Annotated in this window: 23 protein-coding genes and 1 riboswitch; of the genes, 11 read left to right on the top strand and 12 right to left on the bottom strand. The window is 72.1% G+C overall.

The annotated features are described in order from the left end of the window. The first annotated feature begins 190 nt into the window (after window positions 1–190). A complete protein-coding gene (locus BS73_RS34840; protein ID WP_051940130.1) occupies window positions 191–1,312 on the top strand; it encodes a hypothetical protein in 1,122 nt (373 codons plus the stop codon). 62 nt (window positions 1,313–1,374) lie between these two features. Here BS73_RS34840 and thiC read toward each other — a convergent pair whose 3' ends face one another. The 4 genes from thiC to BS73_RS19795 form a co-directional block, all read right to left on the bottom strand. After that, window positions 1,375–3,021 (bottom strand): phosphomethylpyrimidine synthase ThiC, encoded by a 1,647-nt coding sequence (thiC, locus tag BS73_RS19810; protein ID WP_037574390.1) that lies wholly within the window; start codon window positions 3,019–3,021, stop codon window positions 1,375–1,377. Further along, window positions 3,015–3,125, bottom strand: a riboswitch (TPP riboswitch). (Overlaps the previous gene by 7 nt.) Window positions 3,126–3,237: 112 nt before the next feature. Further along, a complete protein-coding gene (locus BS73_RS19805; protein ID WP_037574388.1) occupies window positions 3,238–3,450 on the bottom strand; it encodes a DUF5326 family protein in 213 nt (70 codons plus the stop codon). Window positions 3,451–3,559: 109 nt separating this feature from the next. After that, window positions 3,560–4,276: a TenA family protein gene (locus tag BS73_RS19800; protein WP_037574386.1), complete on the bottom strand. Its 717-nt coding sequence runs from the start codon at window positions 4,274–4,276 to the stop codon at window positions 3,560–3,562. 4 nt (window positions 4,277–4,280) lie between these two features. Further along, on the bottom strand, window positions 4,281–4,598 hold the full coding sequence (locus BS73_RS19795; RefSeq protein ID WP_037574384.1) for a cupin domain-containing protein: 318 nt from the start codon (window positions 4,596–4,598) through the stop codon (window positions 4,281–4,283). A gap of 127 nt (window positions 4,599–4,725) precedes the next feature. On the opposite strand from BS73_RS19795, the gene BS73_RS19790 reads away from it, so the two are divergent. The 3 genes from BS73_RS19790 (at window position 4,726) to BS73_RS19780 (ending at window position 7,053) form a co-directional block, all read left to right on the top strand. After that, a complete protein-coding gene (locus BS73_RS19790; RefSeq protein ID WP_037574382.1) occupies window positions 4,726–5,109 on the top strand; it encodes a phage holin family protein in 384 nt (127 codons plus the stop codon). Between the two features lie 310 nt (window positions 5,110–5,419). Further along, a complete protein-coding gene (locus BS73_RS19785; protein WP_037574380.1) occupies window positions 5,420–6,379 on the top strand; it encodes a LysR family transcriptional regulator in 960 nt (319 codons plus the stop codon). A gap of 104 nt (window positions 6,380–6,483) precedes the next feature. Next, on the top strand, window positions 6,484–7,053 hold the full coding sequence (locus BS73_RS19780; RefSeq protein WP_037574378.1) for an NUDIX domain-containing protein: 570 nt from the start codon (window positions 6,484–6,486) through the stop codon (window positions 7,051–7,053). On the opposite strand, the gene BS73_RS19775 is transcribed toward BS73_RS19780, so the two are convergent. Beyond that, window positions 7,009–7,737: a pyridoxamine 5'-phosphate oxidase family protein gene (locus BS73_RS19775; RefSeq protein WP_063837025.1), complete on the bottom strand. Its 729-nt coding sequence runs from the start codon at window positions 7,735–7,737 to the stop codon at window positions 7,009–7,011. The two genes, BS73_RS19780 and BS73_RS19775, sit on opposite strands and share 45 nt — an antisense overlap. A gap of 245 nt (window positions 7,738–7,982) precedes the next feature. After that, entirely contained in the window at window positions 7,983–9,284 is a 1,302-nt protein-coding gene (locus BS73_RS19770; protein WP_235215464.1) for a globin domain-containing protein, read from the bottom strand. Between the two features lie 590 nt (window positions 9,285–9,874). Here BS73_RS19770 and BS73_RS19765 point away from each other — a divergent pair. Next, window positions 9,875–10,981 (top strand): NADH:flavin oxidoreductase/NADH oxidase, encoded by a 1,107-nt coding sequence (locus BS73_RS19765; RefSeq protein ID WP_037574376.1) that lies wholly within the window; start codon window positions 9,875–9,877, stop codon window positions 10,979–10,981. Here BS73_RS19765 and BS73_RS19760 read toward each other — a convergent pair. Continuing rightward, on the bottom strand, window positions 10,972–11,631 hold the full coding sequence (locus tag BS73_RS19760) for a pyridoxamine 5'-phosphate oxidase family protein (protein WP_051940129.1): 660 nt from the start codon (window positions 11,629–11,631) through the stop codon (window positions 10,972–10,974). The two genes, BS73_RS19765 and BS73_RS19760, sit on opposite strands and share 10 nt — an antisense overlap. A gap of 271 nt (window positions 11,632–11,902) precedes the next feature. Between BS73_RS19760 and BS73_RS19755 the strand changes: the two genes are divergently transcribed. Both BS73_RS19755 and BS73_RS19750 read left to right on the top strand, forming a co-directional pair. Beyond that, window positions 11,903–12,601, top strand: coding sequence for a nitroreductase (locus BS73_RS19755; protein ID WP_037574374.1), 699 nt, complete (start codon window positions 11,903–11,905; stop codon window positions 12,599–12,601). 37 nt (window positions 12,602–12,638) lie between these two features. Then, window positions 12,639–13,100 carry a GNAT family N-acetyltransferase gene (locus BS73_RS19750; protein WP_152617660.1) on the top strand — a complete coding sequence of 154 codons (462 nt, stop codon included), beginning with the start codon at window positions 12,639–12,641 and terminating at the stop codon, window positions 13,098–13,100. 51 nt (window positions 13,101–13,151) lie between these two features. On the opposite strand, the gene dnaB is transcribed toward BS73_RS19750, so the two are convergent. Further along, on the bottom strand, window positions 13,152–14,738 hold the full coding sequence (gene dnaB / locus BS73_RS19745; protein ID WP_084704206.1) for a replicative DNA helicase: 1,587 nt from the start codon (window positions 14,736–14,738) through the stop codon (window positions 13,152–13,154). Between the two features lie 654 nt (window positions 14,739–15,392). Here dnaB and BS73_RS19740 point away from each other — a divergent pair. Then, complete coding sequence (locus BS73_RS19740; RefSeq protein WP_051940128.1) at window positions 15,393–16,688, top strand: MATE family efflux transporter; 1,296 nt, start codon at window positions 15,393–15,395, stop codon at window positions 16,686–16,688. A 138-nt stretch (window positions 16,689–16,826) separates the two neighbouring features. Here BS73_RS19740 and rplI read toward each other — a convergent pair whose 3' ends face one another. The 4 genes from rplI to rpsF all read right to left on the bottom strand — a co-directional run bounded on the left by rplI (window position 16,827) and on the right by rpsF (window position 18,576). Beyond that, window positions 16,827–17,282, bottom strand: a complete 456-nt coding sequence (gene rplI / locus BS73_RS19735; protein WP_037574372.1) for a 50S ribosomal protein L9 — start codon at window positions 17,280–17,282, stop codon at window positions 16,827–16,829. Window positions 17,283–17,298: 16 nt separating this feature from the next. Next, window positions 17,299–17,535, bottom strand: a complete 237-nt coding sequence (gene rpsR / locus BS73_RS19730; protein WP_037574370.1) for a 30S ribosomal protein S18 — start codon at window positions 17,533–17,535, stop codon at window positions 17,299–17,301. Between the two features lie 75 nt (window positions 17,536–17,610). Further along, window positions 17,611–18,201 carry a single-stranded DNA-binding protein gene (locus BS73_RS19725; RefSeq protein ID WP_037574368.1) on the bottom strand — a complete coding sequence of 197 codons (591 nt, stop codon included), beginning with the start codon at window positions 18,199–18,201 and terminating at the stop codon, window positions 17,611–17,613. A gap of 84 nt (window positions 18,202–18,285) precedes the next feature. Continuing rightward, window positions 18,286–18,576: a 30S ribosomal protein S6 gene (gene rpsF, locus BS73_RS19720; RefSeq protein ID WP_037574366.1), complete on the bottom strand. Its 291-nt coding sequence runs from the start codon at window positions 18,574–18,576 to the stop codon at window positions 18,286–18,288. Window positions 18,577–18,826: 250 nt separating this feature from the next. Here rpsF and BS73_RS19715 point away from each other — a divergent pair, with 250 nt between their 5' ends. The 3 genes from BS73_RS19715 to BS73_RS19705 all read left to right on the top strand — a co-directional run bounded on the left by BS73_RS19715 (window position 18,827) and on the right by BS73_RS19705 (window position 21,507). Continuing rightward, complete coding sequence (locus BS73_RS19715) at window positions 18,827–19,153, top strand: hypothetical protein (protein WP_037574365.1); 327 nt, start codon at window positions 18,827–18,829, stop codon at window positions 19,151–19,153. 144 nt (window positions 19,154–19,297) lie between these two features. Next, window positions 19,298–20,422, top strand: coding sequence for a lipid II:glycine glycyltransferase FemX (locus tag BS73_RS19710; protein WP_037574363.1), 1,125 nt, complete (start codon window positions 19,298–19,300; stop codon window positions 20,420–20,422). A gap of 50 nt (window positions 20,423–20,472) precedes the next feature. Next, window positions 20,473–21,507 (top strand): alanine racemase, encoded by a 1,035-nt coding sequence (locus BS73_RS19705; protein ID WP_037574361.1) that lies wholly within the window; start codon window positions 20,473–20,475, stop codon window positions 21,505–21,507. Window positions 21,508–21,519 lie beyond the last annotated feature (12 nt).

The following is a 21,519-nucleotide window of genomic DNA, read 5'->3' as shown; positions in this document are numbered from 1 at the left end:
TCATATGCCGAGTCGGCCAGGAGGGAATTCATAGGCTCTTACGATCGTCGTGCGATCGTATGGAGCCTGAAATTCCTGAAACCGACTGTTTCAGGTCATCCCCCCGCCTCTACCATCGAGTTACCGCGAGGACCCCGGTTCCACAAGGCCGCCGAAGGCCCTAGCGGGGTCCACAGCACCGGGGGATTCCATGGAGAACGCTCCGAACCTGCAAAACCCGCAACAGCAGCAAAACCTCCAGAACGAGGACAAGCCGGAGTTCGAGAAGGTGCTGGACGAGGCGCTGCACGCCTCGGATTTCACCGAAGCGCTGCGCCGGTCCGCCCCCGGCCTCACCGCCGAGCAACTGCGCACCCGTGCCCTCGGCGCGGCCGCCGAGATCGCCGAACCCGCCCAGAACGAGTACGCCTGGTACGTGGGCCTGCGCGACCAGACCCGCGCGGACGCCCGCGCCCGCAGCACGCCCGCCCCCGATCCGGCGGAGCCGGCGCCGCTGCCCGGCGAACCGCTGGAGGGCGCCGGCCTGGCCCCGGTGATGGCGGTGCTGCTGCCGATACTCGCCGGGATAGCGGCAGTGGTCTTCCTCATCCTCGGCTATCTGCTGCACGCGGCCGACAGCGGGCTGGCGATCGGCCGCGGACTGATCACCGCGGGCTGGGTGGCGCTGGCGGTGGCCGCCGTCGGCATGGTGCTGGGCATCGTCGGCATCCTCCTCACCGCGATGCGGGACGGCGCCTCCCCGCCGGACGGCGAGAGCCCCCAGCTCTACGCCGACCTGGCGCAGGCCAAGGACGCCTGGCGGGAGACGCTGCGCCGGCGGGCGATCCTCCCCTACCTCTACGACCAGCTGGAGGAGCACGAGGCCGCGGTCGCCGCCGCGGGCGCCCCCGACCTGTCCCGGCCGGCCGGGAGCACGGCGCTGGCCACCGGCCCGCGCACCGAGGGGGTCAGCCTCACTCGCGAGCGGAAGCGGGGCGACGGGGAGGAGCGGGAGCGCCCGAGGATCGGCTACAGCTCTCCCGGTTTCGAGAGTCCCGGCGCCGAGGGCATCTCCGGCGAGCACGGCGAGACCCTGCCCAGCCCGGAGGACGAACCCCGCTACAGCTCACCGAGGTTCGCCTCCCCCGGCTTCGACTCGCCGGACTTCACGGGGCCCGACGAGCCGCCCGGGGAGTCCCGTCCCGGGTCCCGGCCTGAGTCCCGGTCCGGGGCCCGACCGGCGGCGGAGGCGCGCAGCTCGTCCCCGCGCGCCGCCAACCCCCTGGTCCACCCCCGCCGCCCCCGCGCGGTCCCGCCGCGCGGGGAGGACTGAACCCGCTGATCCGCTGAACGGCGGCCCGCTCTCCGCGACGAGACGGAGGGCGGGCCGCCGCGTCAGTCGGCCACCGGCAGATACACCCGGTTGCCGTGGGCGGCGAACTCCGCGGACTTCTCCCGCATTCCGGCCGCTATCTGCTCAGGGGTGCCGTAACGCTCGTTGATGTCCCGAGAGATGCGCATCGAGCAGAACTTCGGTCCGCACATGGAGCAGAAGTGGGCGGTCTTCGCCGGGGCGGCCGGCAGCGTCTCGTCGTGGAAGGAGCGGGCCGTGTCCGGGTCGAGGGCCAGGTTGAACTGGTCCTCCCAGCGGAACTCGAACCGCGCGTCGGAGAGGGCGTCGTCCCAACTCTGCGCCCCCGGATGGCCCTTGGCGAGGTCGGCGGCGTGGGCGGCGATCTTGTAGGTGATCACGCCGGTCTTGACGTCGTCGCGGTCGGGCAGCCCCAGGTGCTCCTTGGGGGTGACGTAGCACAGCATCGCCGTGCCCCACCAGGCGATCATCGCCGCTCCGATGCCCGAGGTGATGTGGTCGTAGCCGGGCGCCACATCGGTGGTCAGCGGGCCGAGGGTGTAGAACGGCGCCTCGTCGCAGAGCTCCTGCTGGAGGTCGACGTTCTCCTTGATCTTGTGCATCGGGACGTGCCCGGGCCCCTCGATCATCACCTGCACGCCGTGCTCCCTGGCCACCCGGCCGAGCTCGCCCAGCGTCCGCAGTTCGGAGAGCTGCGCCTCGTCGTTGGCGTCCGCGATGGAGCCGGGCCGCAGGCCGTCGCCCAGCGAGAAGGTGACGTCGTAGCGGGCCAGGATCTCGCAGAGCTCCGCGAACCGGGTGTAGAGGAAGTTCTCCTCATGGTGGGCCAGGCACCAGGCGGCCATGATCGAGCCGCCGCGGGACACGATTCCGGTCTTTCGGCCTGCCGCCAGCGGCACATACCGCAGTAGTACTCCGGCGTGCACCGTCATGTAGTCGACGCCCTGCTCGCACTGCTCGATCACGGTGTCCCGGTAGACCTCCCAACTCAGCTGCTCGGCCTGGCCGTTCACCTTCTCCAGGGCCTGGTAGAGCGGCACGGTGCCGATCGGCACGGGGGAGTTGCGGAGGATCCGCTCGCGGGTGGCGTGGATGTCCCGGCCGGTGGAGAGGTCCATCACGGTGTCCGCGCCCCAGCGGGTGGCCCAGGTCATCTTCTCCACCTCCTCCTCGATCGAGGAGGTGACGGCCGAGTTCCCGATGTTGGCGTTCACCTTCACCAGGAAGTTCTTGCCGATGACCATCGGCTCCGACTCCGGATGCCGGATGTTGGCCGGCAGCACCGCCCGGCCGGCGGCGATCTCGGCCCGCACGGTCTCCGGGTCGAGGCCCTCCCGGAGCGCCGCATACTCCATCTCGGGGGTCACCGTTCCGGCGCGGGCCAGGGCGAGTTGGGTGACCGGACGGCCCTCGCGGGCGCGTTCCGCGATCCACTCGGCGCGCAGCGCGGGCAGTCCGCGCAGCACGTCGACGGGGTTCTGGTCGGGGTCGGTGTGCGGGCCGGAGGTGTCGTACAGCGGGACCCGGCCGCCGTTGCCGAGCAGCACCTCCCGGTACGGGACGCGGATGTCCGGCCGCGATCCGGTCCGGTACGCCTTCCGCCAGGCGGCCTCGTGCCGCTCGGAGTCGTTCCGCTCGGTCTCGTGCGGCTTCTGCTGATGCGCGGTCATACAGACCTGCTCCCTACGCCGGCATTACCCGGTCAGGTTCTGCGGTCGGCGCAGCCGTTCAGCGCCCTCTCAGCCCGGTGCTCCGAGCTCCCGCGTCTGCTGTCAGATGCCGCCACCGTAGCAAGACCGGGGCCGCCGGAGGAACAGCGTCCTCCGGCGGCCCCGGTCGGCAGGCGGGCGATCCGCCGCGATCGGCCGCGATCGGCCCCGCCGCGGCTACATCCGGGAGGCCTTCTTGACCAGGACCACCACCGCGGCGCCGAGCGCCACGATCACCAGCAACTTGATGACGAGGCCGAGGGCCCAGCCCAGCACGGCGAAGATCGCGCCGAACACGGTGGACAGCAGGCTCCAGGCGACGATCACCAGAATGACCGGGACCACGACCCGCCGAACCCACCAGGGGAGTCCGTGCCACAGTTCCTTCATCACTGCCGTCCTTCGCGTAAGCGCGGTCTGTTCTGACTCTTCGATCGTATGGCGGCCGGGGGCCCGAGCGGGCCGCCGCGACCCCTGAGAGATCCCCGAATTCCTACCCTTAGACGGGCCAGGTCTCGCCCCGCCAGGCGGCGTCCCAGAACATCCACTCGTACCGCGCGGTGGCGCGGAAGTGCCGGACCCCGCGAGCGCGCTCCGCGGCGGAGAGCTCCTCGCCGACCCGGTCCGCGAGCGCCAGCACCCTGCGCACCACGGACTGGAAGGCCTCGTCGCCGTAGGCGGCGATCCAGCGGGCGTAGAGGGGATCGGGGGAGGAGGCGGCGAGCAGCCGCTCGCCGACCCTGGCGTAGATCCAGTAGCACGGGAGCACCGCCGCGAGCCCCTCCGCGAAGGACCCGCCGTGGACCGTGGCGAGGAGATAGGAGGTGTACGCCTGGGTGCTGGGCAGCACCCCGGGATCGGCTGGGCCGCCGGACCCGGACCCGGACCCTGATCCGGACTCGACCCCGGTCCCGGCCCCGGCCAGCGCGGCGACGAACTCGGCGTGCATCGTCTGCTCGGCCGCGATCGCGCCCACCGCGTCGTCCGCCAGCGCCCGCACGTCGTCCTCGGTCGGCGCCTTCGCCGCGCAGACCGCGAGCGCCCTCGCGTACTCCCGCAGATAGTGGGCGTCCTGGTGGACGAAGTGGAGGAAGGCCTCGCGGGGCAGACTGCCGTCGGTCAGCCCGCGGAGGAACGGATGGTCCAGGACCGCCCGGTACAGCCCGTCCGCGGACTCCCAGAGCTCCTCCGTCCAGGGCTTCGGCTCGTGCGCCACGGGCTCAGGCCTCCGGAGGGGAGAAGACGACCAGGACCCGCAGGTCCTCGCTGATGTGGTGGAACCTGTGCGGCACCCCGGCCGGCACGTAGACCACGCTGCCGCGGGCGACCGCGGTGCTCTCCTCCCCGACGGTGACCGAGGCCCGGCCGCTCACCACGAAGTAGATCTCGTCCTGGTCGTGCGGCTTCTGCGGGTCGATCGCGCCCGCGTCCAGCGCGTACAGCCCCGCGGACATGTTCCGCTCCCGCAGGAAGCGCAGATACGCGCCCTCGTTGGCGGCCCGCTCCGCGTCCAGGTCGTCCAGCCGGAACACCTGCATGTCGTCCGTCCCCTCTTGACTGCTCCTGTACCGAGCATTCAACACGGGGGTACCGGTCCGGTGACAATGGCCCCGGCCCGGGCCGCCGGCTTTGGCCGTACGGCCCGGGGCTGCGACCATCTGCGCCATGGTTCACTTCGTCGTCAAGACCCTGATCAACGCGGCCGCGATCGCCGTCGCCGCGTGGATCGTCCACGGCATAACCCTCACCGGGGACTCGACCGCCCAGAAGGCCTGGACCCTGGTGGTGGTCGCCCTGATCTTCGGGGTGATCAACTGGCTGGTGAAGCCGGTGGTCAAGTTCTTCTCGTTCCCGCTCTTCGTCCTGACCATCGGCCTGTTCACCTTCGTGGTCAACGCCCTGATGTTCTGGCTGACCTCGTGGGTCTCCGGTCGCCTCAACCTGGACTTCCACGTGGACGGCTTCCTGCCCGCCCTCCTCGGCTCGCTCATCGTCACCGTGGTGGCGTGGATCCTCCACGTGGTCCTGCCGGACGGCGACAAGGACTGAGCGGCGACCGAGCGGCGACTCATCGGCCGCGGATACGCCGTGGCGGGCGAAGCCTCCCCCCTCGTGGCTCCGCCCGCCCGGCCGGTCGTCGTGCCCCGCACCGGCCCCGGGACCGGCTCTCCACGCGAAGAACGACGCAGATAAAGGTAGTTGACTCTGCGTCAGTGTCCAATCACATAGACGCGGTACACCTATCGACATATTTATGTTTGGGCTGCGGCGGCCGGCCCCTTCCGGAACAATCGGACCCAGAACAGCACACAGCCACACGGCGCACGGGGAGCCGCCGGACGGGAGGGGAGCGAGCGGGTTGGACCTCGCGCTGCTGCGCACCTTCCTCACCGTCCACCGAGCGGGCTCGTTCACCCGCGCCGCCCAGCTGCTGGGCGTCTCCCAACCCGCGGTCACCGGCCAGATCCGCACTCTGGAGCGGCAGTTGGGCCGCCCGCTGTTCCAGCGACTGCCCCGCGGGGTGGAGTCCACCAGCGTCGCCGTGGAGCTGGCCGGGCGGGTCGCCCCGCATCTCGACGCGCTGGCCGAGATCACCGAGAGCAGCCCGGACGAGGACCCGCACCGCACCCTGCATCTGGCCGCGCCGCCCGAGTTCACCGCCAGCCATCTGCTGCCCGCGCTGGCCCCGTTGATCGCCCAGGGCCTGGGCCTGCGGATCAGCAACCAGCACGGCGACACGGCGCTGGCCGGACTCGCCTCCGCCGCCTACGACCTGGTGATCTCCACCCGCCGGCCGCGCGCCCAGATCTTCCGCGCCACCCCGCTGCTGGACGAGGAGTACGTCCTGGTCGCGGCCGGCCCGTGGGTCCGCCTGCTGCCCTCCGGCGCGGGGGCGGCCTCGGCGGACGGCGAGCCTGCCGATCCCCGTCCTCCCGACTCCGCCGATCCCGCCCCCGCCCCCGCCGACCCGACCCTCACCGCCCTCGACCGGATCCCGCTGATCGACTGCGACGAGCGGCTGCCCTTCGCCACCCGCTACTGGCACACCGTCTTCGACCGCCGCCCGGGCCGCCCGGCCTCTGTGGTGGCCCCCGATCTCACCGGAGTGCTCTCCGCGGTGCTCTCCGGCGCCGGCATGGCCGTGCTGCCGCGCCGGATGTGCCAGGAGGCGATCACCGCCGGACGCCTCCGCCCGCTGATCGAACCGCCGCTCTCCCCGCTCCGCACCTACTTCCTGGTGGTGCGGGCCGGATCGCTGGTGCAGCCGGCGATCTCCCGCACCCACGGCCGGCTGCTCTCCGCCGCGGCCGACTGGTGAGCGGGGGAGGAGCGGGACCCCTCGGCGAGGCGCACACCTGCTCGGGTTTCGCCCCCCGGCTGCCGCGGCAAACTCCCCAGCACAGAACCACGCAGGAGGTACGGATGGGGCAGCCACACCGTCCGGTGGTGAAGCGCACCGCGCGGGCGATCCTGCTGGACGTCCCCGCCGAGGCGGTCCAGGCCGTGGGGCTGGACGGCCCGCGGGCCCCGGCCGAGACCGTCCCGGCCGAGATCGTCTTCATCAAGCGCACCAAGCCAGGGCTCCCGCCGTACTGGATCACCCCCGGCGGCGGGGTGGAGCCCACCGACGCCACGGTGGTGGACGCCCTCCACCGGGAGATCGCCGAGGAGCTGGGCGGGAAGGTCACCGACGTGGTGCCGGCCTTCGTGGACACCGTCCGGGACCCCCGGCCGGGGATCCCGGAGGGGGTCAAGGTCCAGCACTTCTTCGTCTGCCGACTGGAGTCCATGGACCCGGCGCTGCGGCACGGGCCGGAGGTGGAGGAGCCGAACGGCGAGTACGAGATCGTCCGGCTCCCCTTCACCCTGGAGGGCGTCACCTCGGTCAACGTGGTCCCGGCCGCCCTCCGCCGCTATCTGGCGGCGAACGTCGAGGGCATCCGCACGCTACTCGCGGGAGACCTCGGCGGACGCGTCGCCGGGCGCGCCTGAGCGTCCGGCGGCACCGCCGCCCCGCCACCCGGCGGCCCGCCGCTGCCGGGCCTCCTGCTCCTCCTGCTCCTGCCGCTTGCGCTGGGCGGCCGAGCCGAACCAGTCGCCGCCCTTGCGCCGGATGTCGTCCGTGCCCCAGTGCCGGGCCACGGTCGGCACCTTGGCCAGCCGTGGGATGTGCTTGGAGCAGTGGATGTACGCCTCCTCCACGCCGATCTCCAGCCAGGAGACGGCGCGCCGGCCGGGCACCGACTCGACCGGCAGCCCGTCCCAGCGGGCGCGCATCTCCAGGTCGGAGAAGATCCGCACGGAGCCGTTGACGTGGAGGCCGACCCGGGACTTCTGGAAGTCCACGAAGAGCAGGCCGATGTGGGCGTTCTCCCGGGCGTTGCCCATGCTGGCCATCACCCCGTTCCCCCGGTAGTCGGGGAAGGCCAGCACCTGGTCGCCGAGCACCCGGACGAAGCCGGGCGGCCCGGCGCGCAGCGAGCAGTCGCACTCGCCCTGGGCGTCCGCGGTGGCGATGAAGACCAGTTCCTGCTCGGCGACGAACTCCCGCATCCTCTCGTTGAGGGAACTGCGCACCTGGTCCCGGTAGAACCGGTCGGCGCGCTCGGTCGTGCCGAGCTCGTCCTGTAGCGCGTGCTCTCCGGCCGAACCCGGCCGGGCCGAACATTCGTGCATAGCGTCCTCCGTCGTCCCCAGAGCGGATGGCATGCGCGTGATGGAGGAGCCCTTCCCTCCTCCTGCAGTGCGGGCACTCCTGCCGCCCGACGCGGCGTCAGTTGTACGCCGGGCCGGGCGGGTCGGCGACGGATGGCACCGGGCCGGAGCCGCCCGCAGCCGATTTCCCAGAGAGTGAACGAGACCGACCGCGAAGGAGTCACCCGAACGGCGGCACCCGTCATCACCGGGCTGACCAGCGCGGTTCACTCCGCACCCGAAGCAGCCAGGTCGTGGCGGATCCGGTCGGCCGGCATCCCGCTGCCGAGCAGCGCGGTCACCCCCCGGCGGACCATCGCCGGGGGCCCGCTGAGGTACCCGTCGAAGGTCTCCCAGGGGCCGAACCGCCGTACGACGTCCGGCAGTGCGCCCGACAGCCCCAGGCCGCGCGGCGGCTCTGTCCCCGCGTCTCCGAACGGGTTTCCGGCCGGACCGGCGACGGCGTCGACGACCGGACCGCCGACGGCGTCCCCGACCGGATCGCCGATCACCGGCCGCACCGACACCCCGCGGTGGCGCCGGGCCAACTCCTCCAGCGCGTCCAGGACATAGAGCTCCTCGGGCCGGCGGGCGCCGTAGAAGACCTCGACCCGGCGGGTGCCGGCGACCGCCTCGGAGTGCTGGGCGACCTCCTCGACGATCGCCTTGATCGGCGCGATCCCGGTGCCGCCGCCGAGACACAGCAGACCCCGGTCGCTGCCGTGGTCCACCGTCATCCCGCCCTGCGGGGGCCCGAGCCGGATCAGGTCGCCGGGACCGGCCCGGTGCACCAGGGCGCCGCTCACCCAGCCCGCCGGCACCGCCTTGACGTGGAAGCTCAGGGTGCCGTCCGGCCGGGGCGCGGAGGCGAAGGAGTAGTGCCGCCACACCCGCGGCCACCACGGGGTCTCCAGCGTGGCGTACTGCCCGGCGCGGAACGGGTACGGCTGGTCGGGCCGCACGGTGAGCACCGCGACGCTGCCGGTGCGCCGCTCCACGGAGACGATCTCGCCCATCCACCAGGCCGGGGCGACCAGGGCGTCCGCCGCCGCACCGGCCGTCATCTCGGCGGCCAGCGCGCCGTAGACCCGGCGCCAGGCGCCGTCCAGCGCCGCGTCCCAGGGCATGCCGCAGTACCGGCGGACGGCCTCGATCAGGCACTCCCCGACCGGGCCGTAGTGCTCGGCCAGGGCGCCGTACTTGCGGTGGTCCCGCCCGAGGCCGCGCAGCCAGGCGCGGACCCTGGCGCGCTCGCCCGCGCTTCCGGCGAGCGCGCCGCTGCCGGTCAGCAGCGCCCGGAAGAGGCGGTCCCGCTGCACGTCCATGGCGGCCGGGAAGAGCTCCCGCACCTCAGGGTGGCGGACGAAGAGGAGGGCGTAGAACTCACCGGTGGCCCGGTCGGACCGCCGGGAGAGGACGCCGAGGGAACGGCGGACCAGCGCCAGGTCCTCCGGCGACACCCGCACCGGCTCCGCCTGCGGCACTTGCATCGACAGCGGCGGCGACTGCGGCGCCGCCGGCGGCTCCACGGCGGCCTCCGGCGAAACGGCGGGCCGCGCCGGCGGGAAGGCAGACCAGGCCGACGCGGGCTCCACTGACGGGTCGCCCAGGTCACCCAGGTCGCCCGCGTCGCCCGCGTCGCCCGAGGGCACGGCGGGCATCCGCGGCGGCAGCACGGGCCGGGGCGGTATCGCCGACGGCTCCGTGGCGTCCCCGGCACCGGCGCCCGCCCCCTCCGGCCGCACTCCCTCCGGCGCCCCGGACGCCCTCGCCCCGGACGCCCATGCCCCGGACGCCCACCCGCCGGGCCGCTCCGAGAGCGGCCGCACCTCGGACGACGGCGCCGACGGATCGGGGGGCGGCCCGCTCGTCGTCGCATCCATCCTCTGCCACGCCCTTCCCACGCCGGCGCCAGGGCGCGCCGGCCTCCGGGCGAGAATCGCAGCCGCCGCACAGGTTTCCGGCGAACTGCGCGAATTCCGGGCGTCCGCCCGCACGCGGAGCTAGGCTCTGGCCGCCTCTGTCACCAGTCGAGATAGCAGGCGTTTGCAAATATTTTCTGCGCGCCTTAGCCTCGGTGGACGGAACCTCGCCCATCGTCCCCCGAGGAGCCCCCGCTATGACCAGCCTCTTCGAGCCGCTCACCCTGCGCGGACTCACCGTGCCCAACCGGGTGTGGATGCCGCCGATGTGCCAGTACTCGGCCGAGGCCGAGGGACCGCTCACCGGCGTCCCCACCGACTGGCACTTCCAGCATCTCGCCTCCCGCGCGGCCGGCGGCGCCGGGCTGATCATCCTGGAGGCCACCGGCGTCTCCGCGGAAGGCCGGATCTCCCCCTTCGACCTCGGCCTGTGGAACGACGCCCAGCAGGAGGCGTTCCGCCGGATCACCGCCTTCCTGGAGTCCCAGGGCGCCGTCCCCGGCATCCAGCTCGGCCACGCCGGGCGGAAGGCCTCCACCGACGCCCCCTGGCGGGGCGGCGGGGCGCTCCGCCCCGAGGAGGGCGGCTGGACCCCGGTGGCCCCCAGCGCGATCCCCTTCGACGACGCCTCGCCGGTGCCGGCCGAGCTGAGCACCGAGGAGATCGCCGAGGTGGTCCGGCAGTTCGCGGACGCCGCCCGCCGCGCGCTGGCCGCCGGCTTCAAGACGGTCGAGCTCCACGGCGCCCACGGCTACCTGATCCACCAGTTCCTCTCGCCCGCCTCCAACCACCGCACCGACGCCTACGGCGGCCCGCTGGAGAACCGGATGCGGTTCGCCCTCGAGGTCGCGACGGCCGTCCGCGAGGTCTGGCCGGACGAGCTCCCGCTGCTCTTCCGGCTCTCCGCCACCGACTGGCTGGAGAACGACGAGGACGCCGACACCCCCGGCTGGACGGTCGAGGACTCCGTCCGCCTCGCCAAGGAACTGCAGGCCGTGGGCGTGGACCTGATCGACGTCTCCACCGGTGGCAACATTCCGCGCCCGCGGATCCCGGTCGGCCCCGGCTACCAGGTGCCGTTCGCCGAGCGCCTCCGCCGCGAGGCCGGCATCCGCACCGCCGCCGTCGGCCTGATCACGGAGGCGGAGCAGGCCCAGCGGATCCTCGACGAGGAGCGCGCCGACGCCGTGCTGATCGGCCGCGAGCTGCTGCGCTCCCCGTACTGGCCCCGCCGGGCCGCCGAGCTCCTGGGCGACGGCGACGGGGTCACCACCCCGCCGCAGTACGCCCGCGCCTACCGGTAGAGGTTCTCCGGCCGCTCGTAGGCCTGGCCGTAGTACTCCTCCAGGAACTCCAGGTCGTCGTCGGGGCGCTCCAGCGCCTTGGCGATGACCGGCCTGGAGGGGAGGTCCTGCGGGTGCCAGGTCTCCGGCTTCCACAGCTCGGAGCGGAGGAAGGCCTTGGAGCAGTGGTGGAAGACCTGCTCCACGTCCACCACCACGGCCAGCACCGGGCGCTTGCCGCGGACGGCCATCCGGTCGAACCAGGGCGCGTCCGAGACCAGCCGGGCCCGGCCGTTGATCCGCAGGGTGTCGCCGCGGCCGGGGATGAAGAAGATCGTCCCGACCTGCGGGTTCTCCAGGATGTTCCGGAAGCTGTCCGCACGGCGGTTGCCGTTGCGCTCCGGGATCGCGATGGTCCGCTCGTCCAGCACCAGCGCGAAGCCCTCCGGGTCCCCCTTGGGCGAGACGTCGCAGGTTCCGTCCGCGGCCGCGGTGGCCAGCAGGCAGAACCGCGACTGAGCCAGCCACAGCCTGTCCAACTCATGGAGCGCGGGGCGCTCCTTCCGCAGCGCGGCCTCCATGGGGTGCCCAATCAGCGCCCGCAGCTCCTCCTCCGAGGAGACCGGGACCTCCCCCGCCCTCGCCGCCGTCCCGTCCTCGACCTGCGTCACGTCACGCCTCCCGCGACCACCGCGACTCCGGCCGGCCCCGAACCCGTCACCCCTCGGCGCACAGCCGCGAACGCTGGCAATGTACCCCGGTTACGCCACCGCGCCCCGGCCGTTCGATGTTTCACGTGAAACCGGCCCCCACCTTCCCCGTCCCCGTTCGTGGAATCACGGATCTGGTGCGCAGCCGGGGGACGGAGCTCACCCCGGCACCGACTGAACAGCACCCCCGCACCACTCGTCACAACGGCCGGCCGGGATCCGTCACACCGTCATGGACGTCTACCAGGCAGTCGCCACCCGACGCGCGGTGCGCGGCTTCACCGACCGGCCGGTGCCGCCGGAGACCCTGGAGCGGGTGCTCTCCGCCGCCGCCCGCTCGCCCTCCGGCGGCAACCTCCAGCCCTGGCGCTGCTATCTGCTGACCGGCGCCCCGCTCGCCGAGCTGAAGAAGCGCACCGGTGAGCGGGTCGCCGCCGGCGATCCCGGTGACGAGCCGGAGTACCCGATGTATCCGGACCGGCTGGACCCCGCCTACCGCGAGCGCCGTTCCGCCGCCGCGGCCCAGCGGTTCGACGCCCTCGGCATCGAGCGCGGGGATGCCCGCGCACGCGCCCGGGAGATCGCCCGCAACTGGGACTGCTTCGGCGCCCCGGCGCTGCTGCTCTGCTATATCGAGCGCGGCATGGGCTCCGCCCAGTGGGCCGACCTCGGCATGTACCTGCAGACCGTGATGCTGCTGCTGCGTGCCGAGGACCTCCACAGCTGCCCGCAGATGGCCTGGTCGGTCTACCACCGCACGGCCGCCGAGGTCGTCGGCCCGCCCGAAGGCCTCCTCCTCTTCGCCGGCCTGTCGATCGGCCACCGGGACCCGTCGGCGCAAGGCCCCCGGACCGCCCGGGCGCCCCTCTCGCAGACGGTCACCTTCCTCGGCGACGCGACCACGACGACGACCACGGCCACCACCGGGTAGCTTTCCGAGCGGAACCACATCCGACGCGGGGGCAGCGATGAGCGTGCTGATCAGGCCGGCCCGGGCGGCCGAGGCCGGGATCCTCAGCGACCTGGCCCTTCGGTCCAAGGCCCACTGGGGCTACGACGCGGACTTCCTCGACGCGTGCCGGGAGGAGCTGACCCTCCGCGCGGACGAGGTGGCCGGCCGACGGACCACGGTGGCCGAGCGGGACGGTCGCGTCCTGGGCTTCACCACCCTCGAAGGAGGGCCGCCCACCGGCGTCCTGGGGATGATGTTCGTCGAGCCGCGAGCCATCGGCCAGGGCATCGGCCGCCTGCTGTTCGAGCACACCGCCGCAGCCGCGCGGGCCCTGGGTTTCACCCGCCTCACCATCGAGGCGGACTCCCACGCCGAGCCCTTCTACCGCGCGATGGGCGCGGTCCCCACCGGAACCGTCCCCTCCGGCTCCATCCCCGGCAGACTGCTGCCGACGCTCCTCCTCACCCTCCCGCACTGAACCCCGCCGCCCGGCCCCACCGCCCGGCCCCGGCCACGCCGTGGCCGGCCGTCAGCTCTGCGCCATGTCCACGAAGCGGGAGTAGTGGCCCTGGAAGGCGACCGTGATGGTGGCGGTGGGGCCGTTACGGTGCTTGGCGACGATCAGGTCGGCCTCGCCGGCCCGCGGGGACTCCTTCTCGTAGGCGTCCTCGCGGTGCAGCAGGATCACCATGTCCGCGTCCTGCTCGATCGAGCCGGACTCGCGGAGGTCCGACACCATCGGCTTCTTGTCGGTGCGCTGCTCGGGACCTCGGTTCAGCTGGGAGAGGGCGATGACCGGGATCTCCAGCTCCTTGGCCAGCAGCTTGAGGTTGCGGGACATCTCGGAGACCTCCTGCTGCCGGCTCTCCGGCCGCCGCGAGCCACCGGTCTGCATCAGCTGGAGGTAGTCGATGACCACCATCCGCAGGTCGTTCCGCTGCTTCAGCCGGCGGCACTTGGCCCGGATCTCCATCATCGACAGGTTGGGCGAGTCGTCGATGTAGAGCGGGGCCTCGTTCAACTCCGGCATCCGGCGGGCGAGCCGGGTCCAGTCGTCGTCCGTCATGTTCCCGGACCGCATGTGGTGCAGCGCCACCCGCGCCTCGGCGGAGAGGAGGCGCATCGCGATCTCGTTCCGGCCCATCTCCAGCGAGAAGATGACGCTGGGCATCCGGCTCTTGATCGAGCAGGCCCGCGCGAAGTCCAGGGCCAGCGTCGACTTTCCCATGGCGGGACGGGCCGCGACGACGATCATCTGGCCCGGGTGGAGGCCGTTGGTCAGCTGGTCGAGGTCGGCGAAGCCGGTGGGCACGCCGGTCATCTGGCCGCTGCGGGAGCCGATCGACTCGATCTCGTCGAGGGCGCCCTCCATGATGTCGCCCAGCGGGAGGTAGTCCTCGTTGGTGCGCTCCTCGGTGACGGCGTAGATCTCCGCCTGCGCGGAGTTGACGATCTCGTCGACGTCGCCGTCCGCCGCGTAGCCCATCTGCGCGATGCGGGTGCCGGCCTCGACCAGCCGGCGCAGCACCGCGCGCTCGTGGACGATCTCCGCGTAGTACTCGGCGTTGGCGGCCGTGGGCACCGAGGAGACCAGGGTGTGGAGGTACGCGGCCCCGCCGACCCGGGTGATCTCGCCGCGCTTGGTGAGCTCGGCGGCGACGGTGATCGGGTCGGCCGGCTCGCCGCGGGCGTAGAGGTCGAGGATGGCGCCGTGGATCAGCTCGTGCGCCGGGCGGTAGTAGTCGGCGGGCTTGAGGACCTCCACCACGTCGGCGATGGCGTCCTTGGACAGCATCATGCCGCCCAGCACCGACTGCTCGGCCAGCAGGTCCTGCGGGGGTACCCGTTCGAAGCCGCGGTCCCCCGAGGAGCCGGAGCGGTCGTCGCCGGAGCCGCGCCCCTGCCGGCCGTCCCGGCCGAAGCCGCGGCCGCCGTTGCGGTCGCCGTTCCGCTCCCCGTTGCGGGAGGAGGACGGGAGCCGGTCGGACGGGCCGTCAGGAATCCCGTCCAGCGCGCCGATTGCGCCCGCCGGCGGCTCGGAGGCGAGGCCCGCCCAGGGGTCCTCGTCCGGCGGAGGAGCCGCCGCCTCCTGTCCCACGTACTGCGGGCCGCTCATCGGACGCCCCCGTTCCTGCTCGACGTGCTGGCACCGACGGGCCGTCAGGGACCTGGGTGAGCTCCTGCGGCGAACGTCGACCCCTCATTCCTACGGCACCGCACTGACAGATCGACTTCTCCCGCGGGCAGTTGCGGGTGCAGTCTGGACTGACGTGACGGCCCCGCCGTGAAGGGTGCGACGAGTCGGCCGAGCGACCACGCTAAGGCCGTGAGCGGGCGGAGACCAACAAAGTTATCCACAGGGGGTGTGGAAGTCGGTCCAATCCCTGTGGAGAAGTCCCCGGATCCTGTGCACAACCCTGGGGACCCCGTTGTGGATAACCTGATGATCCGCCCACCACACCCCAGTTGACCTGCACATTCTCCATCCACCCCCTGTGCAGGGGAAAAACTTCGGCAGTCTGTGCAAGATCACCGGAGAGGCCGCATCGGACACCTGAGCGCCCGCCCTCTGGTAATACCTGCGAGTCAGTTGTGCCCATTACCTGTGGATGACTACGGTAGGACCATGCGACGGAGCCCTTCCGCCGGCCGTTTCCCCCGCCGGAACGAGCCAGACGACCCGACCGGGGGACCGCCCGGGAGGACTAGTCCTCCCCCTTCCCAAGATCCGCGGGGCTCCTCCGAGAGGCCGCCCTCCGGCAACCGCCGGATGGACCGGGAGATCCTCCGGCTCGCCGTCCCCGCCTTCGGCGCGCTGGTCGCCGAGCCGCTCTTCCTCCTCGCCGACTCGGCGATCATCGGTCACATCGGCACCGCCCAACTGGCCGGCCTCGGCGTCTCCGCCGCCCTCCTCTCCACCCTGGTCAACGTCTTCGTCTTCCTGGCCTACGCGACCACCGCCGCGGTGGCCCGCCGGGTCGGCGCCGGCGACCTCCGGGCCGCCATCCGCCAGGGGGTGGACGGGATCTGGCTGGCCGTCATCCTCTCCGCCGCCGTGGTCGCGGTGACCGTCCCGCTGGCCCCGCAGCTGGTCGGCCTCTTCGGCGCCTCGCCGACCGCCACCCCGTACGCCGTCACCTATCTGCGGATCAGCGCCGCCGGCATCCCCGGGATGCTGATCGTGCTGGCCGCCACCGGAGTGCTCCGCGGCCTCCAGGACACCCGCACCCCGCTGATCGTGGCCGTCTCCGGCTTCGGCGCCAACCTGGTGCTCAACCTGGTGCTGGTCTTCGGCGCCGGGATGGGCGTGGCCGGCTCGGCCACCGGAACCGTGATCGCGCAGACCGGGATGGCCGCGGTCTACCTGGTCGTGGTGGTCCGCGGGGTCCGCCGCACCGGAGCCGGGCTGCGGCCCGACCCGGCCGGCATCCGCGCCTCCGCGACCGCCGGACTCCCGCTGCTGGTCCGCACCCTGAGTCTGCGCGCCGTCCTGCTGATCGCCACCGCGGTCGCGGCCCGGCTGGGCAACGACGCGATCGCCGCCCACCAGATCGCGATGTCCCTGTGGAACTTCCTGGCCATGGCGCTGGACGCGATCGCCATCGCCGGCCAGGCGATCATCGGCCGCTACCTGGGCGCGGAGGACGCCCCGGGCGCGCGGCACGCCTGCGGCCGGATGGTCCGCTGGGGCGTCGGCACCGGCGCCGTGCTGGGCGCGCTGCTGGTCCTGGCGGAGCCGCTGTATCTGCCGCTCTTCACCCCGGACCCGGCGGTGCACGGCCTCCTCACCCCGGTGCTGCTGATCATCGCGGTCACCCAGCCGCTCTCCGGCGCGGTCTTCGTCCTGGACGGCGTGCTGATGGGCGCCGGCGACGGCCCCTATCTGGCCTGGGCGATGCTCGGCACGCTGGTCCTCTTCACGCCCTGCGCGCTGCTGCTGCCGGCCGCGGGCGGCGGCCTGACCGCCCTGTGGTGGGCGATGACCGTCTTCATCCTCAGCCGCCTGGTCTTCCTGGCCCTACGCGCCCGAACCGGCCGCTGGCTCGTCACCGGCGCGGAACGCTGAACGAAGTCCCGCAGGGCCGAGTCCCGCAGGGCCGAGTCAGGGACGCGGGGAGCCTGCGGCGTGAAAACCGAGCGGGCCCCGCCCCACGGGGGTGAACCCCCGGGGCGGAGCCCGTCCGGTCATGCTCAGCGCGCCTCGTTACGCGGCGGCGACCGCCACGTTCAGGTTGGCGGCGACGTCGGCGTGCAGCTTCACGCTGACCTTGTGCGCGCCGGTGGTCTTGATCGGCGAGCCGATCTCGACCTTGCGCTTGTCGACCTGCGGGCCGCCGGCCGACTTGATCGCCTCGGCGATGTCCGCCGGGGTGACCGAGCCGAACAGCCGGCCGGTGTCGCCGGCGCGGACGGCCAGGCGGATCGCCAGGCCCTCCAGCTGCGCCTTGACCTCGTTGGCCTGCTCCAGCGTCTGGATCTCGTGGATCTTGCGCGCGCGCTTGATCGCGTCGACATCCTTCTGGCCGCCCTTGGTCCAGCGGATCGCGAAACCGCGCGGGACCAGGAAGTTGCGGGCGTACCCGCCCTTGACCTCGACGACGTCGCCCGCGGCGCCGAGGCCGGAGACCTCGTGAGTGAGGATGATCTTGGTGGTGCTCACGTGAATCACCCTCTCCTTAGCGAGCGGTCGAGGTGTAGGGCAGCAGGGCCATCTCACGGCTGTTCTTCACGGCCGTGGCGACGTCCCGCTGGTGCTGGGTGCAGTTGCCGGTGACCCGGCGGGCACGGATCTTGCCGCGGTCGGAGATGAACTTCCGCAGCAGGTTCGTGTCCTTGTAGTCGACGTAAGTGATCTTGTCCTTGCAGAAGACGCAAACCTTCTTCTTCGGCTTGCGCACAGGCGGCTTGGCCATGGTGTAACTCCAACTGGTGTTTTCGAGATCAGGTCTGAAACACCGTCTGATTCGGAACGTCCGGTGACGCCGCGCCTAGAACGGGGGCTCTTCGGAGTAGCCGCCGCCGGAGCCGCCGCCCCAGCCACCGCCACCGCCGCCGTTGCCACCGCCGGAGGGCGCACCGCCGCCGGAGGCCCACGGGTCGCCGCCCTGGCCGGACTGGCCGCCACCGGAGCCGCCGCCCCAGTCGCCGCCGCCGGAGCCGCCGCCCTGCGGGCCGCCGCCGCCCCAGTTGCCACCGCCGCCCGGGCCGCCGGACCGCTGGGTCCGGGTGACCTTGGCCGTGGCGTTGCGCAGGCTCGGGCCGACCTCGTCGACCTCGACCTCGTAGACCGTGCGCTTCTCGCCCTCACGCGTCTCGTACGAGCGCTGCCGAAGGCGGCCCTGCACGATGACGCGCATGCCCCGCTGCAGCGACTCCGCCACGTTCTCCGCGGCCTGCCGCCAGATGTTGCACGTCAGAAAGAGGCTCTCGCCGTCCTTCCACTCGTTCGTCTGGCGGTCGAAGGTACGCGGAGTCGACGCGAGGCGGAACTTCGCGACGGCCGCACCCGAAGGGGTGAAGCGCAGCTCGGGGTCGTCGACGAGGTTGCCGACGAGGGTGATGACGGTCTCGCCTGCCATGGGATGACCTCTCGGGGGGAGACGTTCCGATCAGATGGTGCCTGCCGCGCGGACCCTGGCCGGGCCCTCGCGGTCACTGCTGTTTCAGTGGGTCTCCGGGCGGAGAACCTTGGTCCGGAGGACGGACTCGCTCAGCGACAGCTGACGGTCCAGCTCCTTGACGACCGCAGGCTCAGCCTTGAGGTCGATGACCGAGTAGATGCCCTCGGACTTCTTGTTGATCTCGTAGGCCAGGCGACGCCGGCCCCACGTGTCGATCTTCTCCACAGCGCCGCCGCCGGTGCGGACGACGTTCAGGAAGGTCTCGATCATGGGGGAGACAGCGCGCTCCTCGACATCGGGGTCGAGGATCACCATCACCTCGTAATGACGCATTGGTAACCCACCTCCTCTGGACTCAGCGGCCACGGTCTCTCCGTGGCAGGAGGGTCAATCGCGTCAGCAAGGGTATCGGCGGGTACTGACACTTCAGAACCGCCGCACCATCGCAGACGGTCCAGGCTACAGGTACCCGATCGGCCTCTTGAAATCGGCGCACGATTTGCACCAGTCTGTACATGTTCCAGGCTTGACCCGCAGACAGCGATCGACAGCTCTCGGAGACCCTCCCCCGGAGGTGGGTTACATGGCCCAGACGGCACGCACTCCTTCTGCCCCGGCGGCGCAAGGCCGGCCGGCCTCCCGCTTCAGCCTCAACTCGGACGGCAAGGCGCACCCGCTGGAGAACACCCTGGCCCTGGTGGTCGCGGTGCTGGGCGCCGTCGCCTTCGCCACCTGCTGGGTCTACCAGCTGCACGTCTTCACCGCCTGGGTCGGCCTGGCCGGCATGATCACGGCGGTGTGGGCCCAGTACATCTCGGCGACCACCGCCGAGCGCTTCGTCATCGTCATCTTCGGCGGCGCCTCGGCCGTCGGATTCGGTATCGCACTCGCCCACGGCGGTCTCGTCTAGTCCGCTCAGTCCGCCGCCGCCCCTCGGCCGACCGGCCTCCCGCCTTCCCCCCGGCGGGAGGCCGGTCGGCGTGACGGAGGGGCAAGTAGGCTTCGCCCCGGACCATCACGCTGACGCGCCGCCCGCTTTGGAGGAGCACCCCGTATGAGCCTGCGTATGAGGACCATCAGCAGGGCCGAGCACCTGGCGTTCATCCGGAGCCTGCCGTCCGCCAGCCACATGCAGGTCCCGTCCTGGGGCGACGTGAAGGCGGAGTGGCGCTCCGAGTCCATCGGCTGGGTGGACGAGGGCAGCGGCCGGATCGTCGGCACCGGCCTGGTGCTGTACCGGCAGCTGCCCAGGATCAAGCGCTATCTGGCCTACATGCCCGAGGGGCCGGTCATCAACTGGTTCGACCCGAACCTCGAGCAGTGGCTCAACCCGATGCTGGCGCACCTGAAGAAGCAGGGCGCGTTCTCGGTGAAGATGGGCCCGCCGGTGATCATCCGGCGCTGGGACGCCGCGGCCATCAAGAAGGCGATCTCCGAGAAGACCGCCAAGCGGCTGCACGACATCGAGGCGAGCTGGTACGAGCCGCGCGCCTTCGAGGTGGTCGACCGGCTGCGCCGGATGGGCTGGCAGCAGGAGGACCCGGACGGCGAGGGCGGCTTCGGCGCCAGCCAGCCGCGCTACGTCTTCCAGGTCCCGCTGGCCGGCCGCACCCTGCCGGAGATCAACAAGGGCTTCAACCAGCTCTGGCGCCGCAACATCAAGAAGGCCGAGAAGGCCGGCGTCGAGGTGGTCCAGGGCGGCTACGACCAGCTGAAGATCTTCCACGACATCTATGTGGTGACCGCCGAGCGCGACCAGTTCACCCCGCGCCCGCTGGAGTACTTCCAGCGGATGTGGCGGGCGCTGACCAGCGAGGAGCCCGACCGGATGCGGCTCTACCTGGCCTACCACGAGGGCGAGCCGCTGGCCGGCACCACGATGCTGACGGTCGGCCAGCACACCTGGTACTCCTACGGCGCCTCCTCCAACCACAAGCGCGAGGTCCGGCCGTCGAACGCGATCCAGTGGCAGATGCTCCAGGACGCCCATGCGATGGGCGCTACCGTGTACGACCTGCGCGGCATCGGTGACGTCCTGGAGGAGAGCGACCACCTCTTCGGGCTGATCCAGTTCAAGGTCGGCACCGGCGGCCAGGCCGCCGAGTACCTGGGCGAGTGGGACTTCCCGCTCAACAAGCTGCTGCACAAGGCGCTGGACATGTACATGTCCCGCCGCTGACCCTGCCGGAACACCACCCGGTACACAAGAAGGAAGAAGGCCCGGACGCGATGGCGCTCTCGCTCTACGTGGACACCCCGCGCTGGCGCGCGCACCAGTACACGGTGCTTCAGCAGTTCCCCGGCCTGATCCCGGTGGCCAAGGGGAACGGCTACGGCTTCCGCAACCTGCGCCTCGCGGAGGAGGCGGCCCGGCTCGGCTGCCAGGTGCTGGCGGTCGGCACCGCCTACGAGGCCGCCGAGGTGAAGGACTACTTCGGCGGCGAGATCATCGTCCTCACCCCGTACCGGGTGGGCGAGGACGCGGTGCCGCTGCCGCAGCGGGTGATCCGCACCGTGGGCACGGTGGACGGGGTCCGGGCGCTGGTCGGCGGCCGGGTGATCATCGAACTGATGACCTCGATGCGCCGGCACGGCGTGCCGGTGGACGAGCTCTTCAAGCTGCGCTCGGCGCTGGACGACGTGCGGGTCGAGGGCTTCGCGGTGCACCTGCCGATGGACCGCCCGGAGGGCGTGGACCCGGTGGCGGAGACCGCGGAGTGGGTGGAGAACCTGCGCTCCCACGGGCTTCCGCTGCACACCATGTTCGTCAGCCACCTGCGGGCGCCGGAGGTGGCCGCGCTCCAGCAGCGCTACCCCGAGGTGCGGTTCCGGGCCCGGATCGGCACCCAGCTCTGGCTGGGCGCCCACGACGTGCTGGAGTCCCGCGGCACCGTGCTGGACGTCCACAAGCTCGCCAAGGGCGAGCGATACGGCTACCGGCAGCACCGGGCGCCGCAGGACGGCAACCTGCTGGTGGTGGCCGGCGGCACCGCCCACGGCGTGGGCCTGGAGGCGCCGAAGAGCATGAGCGGCCTCGCCCCCCGGGCCAAGAACCTGGCCCGGGCCGGCCTCGCCACCCTCAACCGGACGGTCTCGCCGTTCAGCTGGAACGGCTCCAAGCTGCCCTTCGCGGAGCCGCCCCACATGCAGGTCAGCATGCTCTGGCTGCCCGCCGAGACGGCTCCCCCGATGGCCGGCGAGGAACTCAAGGCCACCCTCCGCCACACCACCACCCTCTTCGACCGCATCGTCGACATGGGCTGACGCGGAACGGGC

This window comes from Phaeacidiphilus oryzae TH49 (assembly GCF_000744815.1).
Taxonomy (GTDB): Bacteria; Actinomycetota; Actinomycetes; order Streptomycetales; family Streptomycetaceae; genus Phaeacidiphilus; species Phaeacidiphilus oryzae.
The sequence above is the reverse complement of the archived record's forward strand: the minus strand, read 5'-3'. Positions and strand labels throughout refer to the sequence as shown.

Coding starts and splice junctions, on each gene's coding strand:
- BS73_RS34840 (WP_051940130.1), top strand. CDS start 191: ATGGAGAACGCTCCGAACCTGCAAAACCCGCAACAGCAGCAAAACCTC.
- thiC (WP_037574390.1), bottom strand. CDS start 3,021: ATGACCGCGCATCAGCAGAAGCCGCACGAGACCGAGCGGAACGACTCC.
- BS73_RS19805 (WP_037574388.1), bottom strand. CDS start 3,450: ATGAAGGAACTGTGGCACGGACTCCCCTGGTGGGTTCGGCGGGTCGTG.
- BS73_RS19795 (WP_037574384.1), bottom strand. CDS start 4,598: ATGCAGGTGTTCCGGCTGGACGACCTGGACGCGGAGCGGGCCGCCAAC.
- BS73_RS19790 (WP_037574382.1), top strand. CDS start 4,726: ATGGTTCACTTCGTCGTCAAGACCCTGATCAACGCGGCCGCGATCGCC.
- BS73_RS19780 (WP_037574378.1), top strand. CDS start 6,484: ATGGGGCAGCCACACCGTCCGGTGGTGAAGCGCACCGCGCGGGCGATC.
- BS73_RS19775 (WP_063837025.1), bottom strand. CDS start 7,737: ATGCACGAATGTTCGGCCCGGCCGGGTTCGGCCGGAGAGCACGCGCTA.
- BS73_RS19765 (WP_037574376.1), top strand. CDS start 9,875: ATGACCAGCCTCTTCGAGCCGCTCACCCTGCGCGGACTCACCGTGCCC.
- BS73_RS19755 (WP_037574374.1), top strand. CDS start 11,903: ATGGACGTCTACCAGGCAGTCGCCACCCGACGCGCGGTGCGCGGCTTC.
- BS73_RS19750 (WP_152617660.1), top strand. CDS start 12,639: ATGAGCGTGCTGATCAGGCCGGCCCGGGCGGCCGAGGCCGGGATCCTC.
- dnaB (WP_084704206.1), bottom strand. CDS start 14,738: ATGAGCGGCCCGCAGTACGTGGGACAGGAGGCGGCGGCTCCTCCGCCG.
- BS73_RS19740 (WP_051940128.1), top strand. CDS start 15,393: ATGGACCGGGAGATCCTCCGGCTCGCCGTCCCCGCCTTCGGCGCGCTG.
- rpsR (WP_037574370.1), bottom strand. CDS start 17,535: ATGGCCAAGCCGCCTGTGCGCAAGCCGAAGAAGAAGGTTTGCGTCTTC.
- BS73_RS19725 (WP_037574368.1), bottom strand. CDS start 18,201: ATGGCAGGCGAGACCGTCATCACCCTCGTCGGCAACCTCGTCGACGAC.
- rpsF (WP_037574366.1), bottom strand. CDS start 18,576: ATGCGTCATTACGAGGTGATGGTGATCCTCGACCCCGATGTCGAGGAG.
- BS73_RS19715 (WP_037574365.1), top strand. CDS start 18,827: ATGGCCCAGACGGCACGCACTCCTTCTGCCCCGGCGGCGCAAGGCCGG.
- BS73_RS19710 (WP_037574363.1), top strand. CDS start 19,298: ATGAGCCTGCGTATGAGGACCATCAGCAGGGCCGAGCACCTGGCGTTC.
- BS73_RS19705 (WP_037574361.1), top strand. CDS start 20,473: ATGGCGCTCTCGCTCTACGTGGACACCCCGCGCTGGCGCGCGCACCAG.